Raw genomic sequence first — 6,850 nt, forward strand, 5'->3', positions numbered from 1 at the left:
CCTGCCCGAAACCGCCCCGCAGACCCCCGAGCCGGGGTCAAGGGGGCTCGGCAGAGAACCCGGCAGCCGTTCGGGAACCACCGCGAGCGTCCGAAGGCCGGGTCATCCCGGGAATGGCTCATTGATCAGCGCATCCCTAGAGGTGGGCGATCAGGGCGTAGCGCTCGTCGTGGACGGCGTGCCCCCAGAGGTGGGGGTCGCCGTCGAGCGGTTCGACGTGCATGGCGGCGACGAGCGGACGCACCGCGGCCGCGAGGTCGTCCGCGGTGACGCCGCCGTCCCACGGCAGCGTCTCCGCCCCGCTGATGTACGGCGCGACGTCGAGACTTGGGGTACGCCAGCGGCCCTCGACCAGGACCAGGCGGCCGCCCGGCCGGAGCCTGCGGGTCCAGTCGCGCAGCGCGGCGTGCGGGTCGGGCAGGGTCCACACCACGTGCCGGGCGAGGACGACGTCGTAGCGCTCGGCGCCGGTCGGCGGCCGGCCGGCATCGCCCTCGAGGAAGCGGCCGGTCAGACCCGCGGCGGCGAGCTTGGCGCGTGCTGCCTCGACCATGCGCGGCGCGAGGTCGACGCCGGTCACCCGGTGTCCGGCCTCGGCCGCCAGGAGGGCGAGCGAGCCGGTGCCGCAGCCGATGTCGAGCACGTCCGCCGGCGCCGCGGGCAGCCAGCCCGCAAGCCGTCGTGCCCACGCGGCGCGGACGGTTGCCTCGCGCAGCCCGTGGTCGGGCTCGTCGTCGAACGCCCCGGCGGCGTCGTCCCAGTACCGCGCGACCGCGCGGATCGTGTCGTCCATGCCGGCCATCGTCGCAGTCGCTGCCGACACCTCTCGGAGAAGCGCAGCACCTGTCCTGGGTCGGGCCGCATGGGTCCGTTGTGGTAGCGGGCCGCACTCTCAGGGTCCGTTGCCTTGGGGGCTGTTGCTGTGGGTCCGGTGCTGTGGGCCGTTGTGGGTACGCTGCCTCACCCCTTTCTTGATTGTGGAGGTCGGCCGCCGGGTGTCAAGAAACCGCACAGCGTCTTTTGTGGGATTACTGGTCTTGCGGTTTCTTGACACCCGGCGACCGACCCCATAAAACCTCGCATCTACGGGGTGAGGCAGCTCTCTGGGCGCCGCGCTCCCCGGTCAGCTCGCTGTAACGGTCGCCTCGTGCGCCTTTCGTCGAGACCTCCGGAACTGTTATTCACCCGTGACATTAGCCGGATCCCGGGTGTCCGATATAACCCGGTTCATTGTCGGTACCCGGGTCTATTCTTGGGTTTATGGACGGCGACACGACTGCGACTCTCGACACTGCGGACGCGGTGTGGGAACGCGTCCTGACCGTCCGCGAGGCAGTCGCGTCGCTGACCGGCACCTGGCTCGGTGTGCTGCGCGGCGACGACGCGCAAGGGGTCACCGCGGTGGTGGAGGAGATCACCCGGATGACCTCGGTCATACAGCAGGGGCTGGTGCGGCAGGTCATCGACCAGGGCATCGCCACCGACCTCGGCTACAAGTCGGCGGTGCCGTACCTGCGGGACCTCCTACGGATCACCCAGTCCGACGCCGCCGCCCGAGTCCGTGCCGTGGACCGGTTCCAGCCCCGCACCGCCGTGTCCGGGGAGGTACTCCCGGCGCGGTTCCCGCAGGTCGCCGACGCCCAGCGGGCAGGGGACATCTCGTCTCGGCATGCCACCGTGATCGCCGAAGCGTTGGAGGAGCTACCCGCCGCCGTCGACGGCGCGACGCGGGACGCGGCGGAGAGGCGCCTGGTCGCCGACGCCACCCACCTCGACCCCGGCCGGGTCCGGCTCGCTGCGCGGCACCTGCAGGCCGTCCTCGACCCCGACGGGCAGCTCGCGGACGAGCAGGAACGGCGGGAGCGGCAGGAGTTCACGATCAGTCGGGATCTGCACGGTATGTTCCGGCTCCGCGGTCGCCTCGACGCACCCACCGCGAACGCGGTGAACCTCGCCGTCGAGGCCCTCGCCAAACCGAAACCCGAAGCCGACGGCACCCCCGATCTGCGGACCGCGCCACGCCGCCGCGCAGAGGCGCTCGGCCAGCTCGCCACCCTCGCGCTGGGGCACCCGGACATGCCGACCTCGGGTGGGCGCCGTCCACAGGTCATCGCGACCATCACTCTGGCCGAGCTCGAGAACAGGTCCGGGCTCGCGTGGTTGAACAACGGCGAACCCATCTCCGTCCACGAACTCCTGACGACCGCGTGTGACGCCGACACCGCACTCGCGGTGTTCGGGCACCACGGGGAGGTACTGCACTACGGGCGCAGCAAGCGCCTCGCGCCACCCGTGCTGCGCAAGGCGCTGGTCGCTCGGGACCGGGGGTGTGTGATATTCGGGTGTGACGCGCCACCGCAATACACCGAGGCGCACCACCTCACCTGGTGGAGCCACGGCGGCCGTACCGACATCGACAACACCGCGCTGGTCTGCACCCGCCACCACACCGACATCCACGCCGGACGCGCCGAACTCGTCATGATCAACAGCCGCGCCCACACCGTGCCACCCGCCTGGCTCGACCCCACCCAGACACCCAGACGCAACCGCGTCTTCGACCGGTCCCCGTGACCCGGTGTTACGCAGGCAGCAGGTCGATGCATGTCGGAACGTCGGGGTGGCAGTAGGCCGACTGACGTGCGCGCGGGTGACGCGTCGTGACGTCGCGTCAGCTCAGGAGGTCTGGGACAGGTGCTCTTTCGCGTCGTCGTACGTGCCCGTCGGCGTCGTCTCTGCGGGGGAGTAGATGAGGTGCAGGACGCCGGTAGTGAAGGCCTGGGAGGAGACCAGCCGCAGCGGGATCGGGGACTCGCCCTCGTCGAACAGGCGCAGGCCCTTGCGGACGGCGATCGGGTGGACCAGCAGGTGCAGCTCGTCGAGGAGGCCGGCGGCCAGCAACTGGCGGACGACGGAGACCGAGCCGCTGATCGCGATGTCCGTCGCGCCCGGCTCGTTCTTCAGCGCGGTGACGACCTCGACCAGGTCGCCGTTCAGCAGCTCGGAGTTGCGCCAGGTGAACTGGAGCTTCTGGTTCGAGACGACGATCTTGCGCGCATCGCCGAGCGCCTTGGCCATGCCGGCGTCCTCGCCGCCCGCGGTCTCGCGGTCCGGCCACGCACCGGCGAAGCTGTCGTAGGTCTTGCGGCCGAGTACCAGCGTGTCGGCGGTGGCCAGCTGGCCGCTGACGGCCACGCCCATCTCGTCGTTGAAGTACGGGAAGTGCCAATCCTGCGGATCCTCGACGACGCTGTCGAGCGAGATGAACAGACCGGCGGTGATCTTCCGCATCGCGTTACTCCCTGAGCGGTCGTGGCGAAGTGTGGTGTCGGACGGAGTAGCCGTCGTGCTCGTGCGGGAACTGTCGGCGGTCCTTGAACAGCAGCATAGAGAGAGCCGGTAGACGTGGCTTCGCCGACTTGTCAGACTCTCGGAGCGCCAGTTGGCGCTCACAGCGTGACAGGTCCACGGAGCCCGAACGGGGGAGCGGCGTGCTGGCCGATGACGAGCTCACCGACATGGAGCGCCGGGTGGTCAAGGCGGCGGCAACCGGCGAACCGGTGGGGTTCGGCTCTGATTCAGCCGCGGAGGCCGAGTCGTGGCCCGCCTACAGGAGGGTACGAGCCGAGCTGCTGGTCGAGCTACTGACCGGGCGGCGCGGACGTGCCGAGCACGGACCGAAAGGCGTGACCCTGGTCGGTGTCCGCATCACCGGCCGGTTCGACCTGGGCGGCGCGATCGTCTCGTGTCCCGTCGCCCTGCTCGGCTGCTGGTTCGACAAACCGATCGATTTCAGGGAGATGCAGGCCGTGTCGATCCGGCTCAACGACAGCCACCTGCCAGGCATTGCCGCCGACTACCTCCGCACCAGTCACACGGTGAACCTCGCCGGGCTCGTCTGCAAGGGCAATGCCAGCTTCATCGCCGCCCACGTGGGTGGACAGTTCGTTCTCAACCAGGCTCGTCTGAAGCCTGCCAGCGGTCTCGCTCTGCAAGCCTGGGGGCTCACCGTCGACCACGACATGTGGTGCTACGGAGGGTTCGAGGCGGAGGGTGGGGTGCAGTTGGCCGGCGCTCGGATCGGACGAAGCCTCGCCCTGGACGGCGCAACGCTGACGAACCACGATGGCTACGCGCTGGACGCGCGGGACCTGACGGTCGAGCAGTCGATGTCCTGTGCCGACGTCACCGCGACAGGCGGTGTCGACCTGAGCTCCGGACACGTTCGCGGGATGCTCGATCTGCGCGGGGCGAGCCTGACCAACGCGAAGGGTCGGGCACTCGACGCCGCTCGACTCACGGTCGGCCAGAACATGCGCTGCTGGGACGGCTTCACCGCGGCGGGGACGGTCTGCCTGGTCGGAGCGCGCATCGAAGGTGCGCTGGTGATGTCCGAGGCAAAGCTCACTGCGGGACCCGACGTGCAGGTCTCCGGCGATCCGGAGACGGAGGTCTCGGACGGGCCCGAGGCGAAGCTCCCCGACCAGCGTGGCCTTGCCCTGGAGGCCGACATGCTCACCGTCGGCCAGAACGTCAGCTTCGCTTCGACGGTGTGCGACGGGGAGCTCCGCCTGACCGACGCGCAAATCGGTGGCGCGATCTTCTTCACCGGAGCGAGGCTGACCAATCCGGGGCGAGACGCTCTCGTTGCCGTCAGTGCGACCGTCGGCAACGACCTGATGCTCGGGGGTGGCTGCGTCGTCACGGGTGAGGTCCGGTTGCACGACACGCGCGTCGGCGGCATTGTCGACCTCGCCGGGGCGACTCTGGCGAACGACGGCGCGCGCGCTTTCTACGCGGATGGCCTCGTCGTCGACGGTGCCGTCCTCGGCATGGGTCTCACCGTCACCGGCGAGTTTCGGCTGACCGCGACTCACATCGGTGGCCACCTGGACCTCAGCCGTGCCGACCTCTCCAACCCTGGCGGCACCGCTCTCGAGGCCGCCGATCTCGTCGTCGGCGGTAACGCGTTCGTCAGGAATGGCTTCAGCGCCAAGGGCATCGTTGTGCTGACGGGTGCCGACGTCGGCGGCGAGTTCGACCTCCGGAGAGCGAGGCTGAGCAACGCGGGAGACTACGCGCTCGCCGGGCGTGGCCTGAAGGTCGGCGGTGACATGATCTGCGGAGACGCCTTCACCTCCGACGGATGCATTCGTCTGCGCGACGCGCGGATCGGCGGGCGACTCGACTTCGGTGAGGCCGAGCTCACCGGTGCGAAAGACGGTGTCGGCCTGGACGCCGAGGGCCTGCGTGCCTCTGCGCTGGTGCTGATGCCGGTACGACCGCCCGATGGCGTGGTCGACCTGACGGACGCGCACGTCGGCACCTTTCTCGACCGTCCGTCGAGTTGGCCCAAGGTGTTGCGGCTGCGCGGGTTCGTGTACGAGTCGGTGACCACCAAGGGCGTACCGGTGAAGAAGCGTCTGAAGGAGTGGGTGTCGCGACACGAGGGGGGATACGCGCCCGGTCCCTACGACGAGCTCGCCGCGGCGTACCGGCGAGCGGGGTACGGTGAGCGCGCTCGCCGGGTGAGCCTGGAGAAGCAGTGGTGCCGACGCAGCAAGTTGAACGTCTTCGGCAAGGCCTGGAACTGGTTCCTGTGGGCGACCGTGGGGTACGGCTACCGCACCTGGCTCGCTGCCGTGTGGCTGGCGGCGATCCTGGTGTTGGGGTCGTTGGTGTTCGCCGTCCTGCACCCGGCGGAGCTGCATCCGGCCGGGGCAGGCACACCCGCGTTCAACGCGTTCGCCTACACGGTGGACGTGCTGCTCCCGGTCGGCGACCTGGGCCAGCAGGCCGCGTGGCAGGCCGAGGGTGCGGCGGTGTGGTGGTCCTTCGGCCTCGCGCTCGCGGGCTGGCTGCTGGTCACCGCCGTCGTCGCCGGCCTCACCAACGCGCTGAGTCGTGACCAGCACTAGCGCATCGTCATTAGCGAACCTGACCCGGTCACCTCCGCCCGGGTGTCCGGGGTGGGACGATCGGTCCGATGGAGACGCCTGATGCACCGACCGGTCCGCGGCCGGTGTGCGTGCTGGTCGCGCACGGTACCCGCGATCCGCGCGGGCCGGGCGCGCTGGCCGCGCTGGCCGACGCCCTGGCGGCGGCCGGTGGTGTGGACGTGCGGCTGGCGTTCGTCGACGTGATCGGGCCGACTGTCGGGGACGTGCTCGCCGGCGTCGACGGTCCGGCCGTCGTCGTTCCCGCGTTCCTCGCCGAGGGCTATCACGTACGTGTCGACCTGCCGCGCCAGATGGCGGCGGCCGAGCGCGACGACGTCGTGGTGGCGCCCGCGCTCGGGCCTGACCCCGGGCTGGTCGACGCGCTCGCGGACCGGCTCGCCGAGGCCGGTCGCCGGCCCGGGGACGCGGTCGTGCTCGCGGCCGCGGGGTCGTCCGACGCCCGTGCACTCGCCGATGTCGAGGTTGCCAGGCGGCTGCTCGCCGACCGCGTCGACGGGGCGGTGACCACGGGCTACGTCACGTCGGCCGAGCCCGCCGTGCCGGACGCGGTCGACGCCGCCAGGCGCACGGACGGTGGTCGGGTGGCGCTCGCGGCCTGGCTGCTCGCGCCCGGCATGTTCCTGCAGCGGCTCGTGGCGGCGGGCGCCGACGTCGTCACCGAGCCGCTCGGTGCCCATCCCGCGGTCGTCGCCGCGCTGCTCGACCGCTACACCGCGGGTCGCGCCGGTTAGCGGACGCATAGCGGACCTCCCCTAGTAGTACTTTGTTATGTCGAGTCTGCGGGGGTGGGTGGGCGTGGCAGGACGGGTTGCAGGCAGAGACGGCAAGCGCCGGTCCAGACGCCGAGTAGGGCCTGGAGTTCGCGGAGGACGGCGTAAAGAGTCAGGCCG

Annotated in this window: 5 protein-coding genes; 3 read left to right on the forward strand and 2 right to left on the reverse strand. The window is 70.4% G+C overall.

What is annotated here, in order from left to right; translation table 11 throughout:
• Positions 1–136: 136 nt before the first annotated feature.
• Positions 137–793 (reverse strand): methyltransferase domain-containing protein, encoded by a 657-nt coding sequence (locus tag GEV10_31395; GenBank protein ID MQA82909.1) that lies wholly within the window; start codon positions 791–793, stop codon positions 137–139.
• A 467-nt stretch (positions 794–1,260) separates the two neighbouring features.
• Here GEV10_31395 and GEV10_31400 point away from each other — a divergent pair, with 467 nt between their 5' ends.
• Positions 1,261–2,574, forward strand: a complete 1,314-nt coding sequence (locus GEV10_31400; protein MQA82910.1) for a DUF222 domain-containing protein — start codon at positions 1,261–1,263, stop codon at positions 2,572–2,574.
• Between the two features lie 102 nt (positions 2,575–2,676).
• Here GEV10_31400 and GEV10_31405 read toward each other — a convergent pair whose 3' ends face one another.
• On the reverse strand, positions 2,677–3,291 hold the full coding sequence (locus GEV10_31405) for a dihydrofolate reductase (GenBank protein ID MQA82911.1): 615 nt from the start codon (positions 3,289–3,291) through the stop codon (positions 2,677–2,679).
• Between the two features lie 200 nt (positions 3,292–3,491).
• On the opposite strand from GEV10_31405, the gene GEV10_31410 reads away from it, so the two are divergent.
• Together GEV10_31410 and GEV10_31415 are read left to right on the forward strand one after the other, a co-directional pair.
• Positions 3,492–5,918: a hypothetical protein gene (locus GEV10_31410; protein MQA82912.1), complete on the forward strand. Its 2,427-nt coding sequence runs from the start codon at positions 3,492–3,494 to the stop codon at positions 5,916–5,918.
• Between the two features lie 68 nt (positions 5,919–5,986).
• Complete coding sequence (locus GEV10_31415) at positions 5,987–6,691, forward strand: sirohydrochlorin chelatase (GenBank protein MQA82913.1); 705 nt, start codon at positions 5,987–5,989, stop codon at positions 6,689–6,691.
• Positions 6,692–6,850 lie beyond the last annotated feature (159 nt).

The sequence above is a fragment of the Streptosporangiales bacterium genome (genome assembly GCA_009379955.1).
Classification (GTDB): Bacteria; Actinomycetota; Actinomycetes; order Streptosporangiales; family WHST01; genus WHST01.

Excerpts from the sequence above, each read along its gene's own strand:
- GEV10_31395 (MQA82909.1), bottom strand. The coding sequence starts at position 793 with ATGGACGACACGATCCGCGCGGTCGCGCGGTACTGGGACGACGCCGCC.
- GEV10_31400 (MQA82910.1), top strand. The coding sequence starts at position 1,261 with ATGGACGGCGACACGACTGCGACTCTCGACACTGCGGACGCGGTGTGG.
- GEV10_31405 (MQA82911.1), bottom strand. The coding sequence starts at position 3,291 with ATGCGGAAGATCACCGCCGGTCTGTTCATCTCGCTCGACAGCGTCGTC.
- GEV10_31415 (MQA82913.1), top strand. The coding sequence starts at position 5,987 with ATGGAGACGCCTGATGCACCGACCGGTCCGCGGCCGGTGTGCGTGCTG.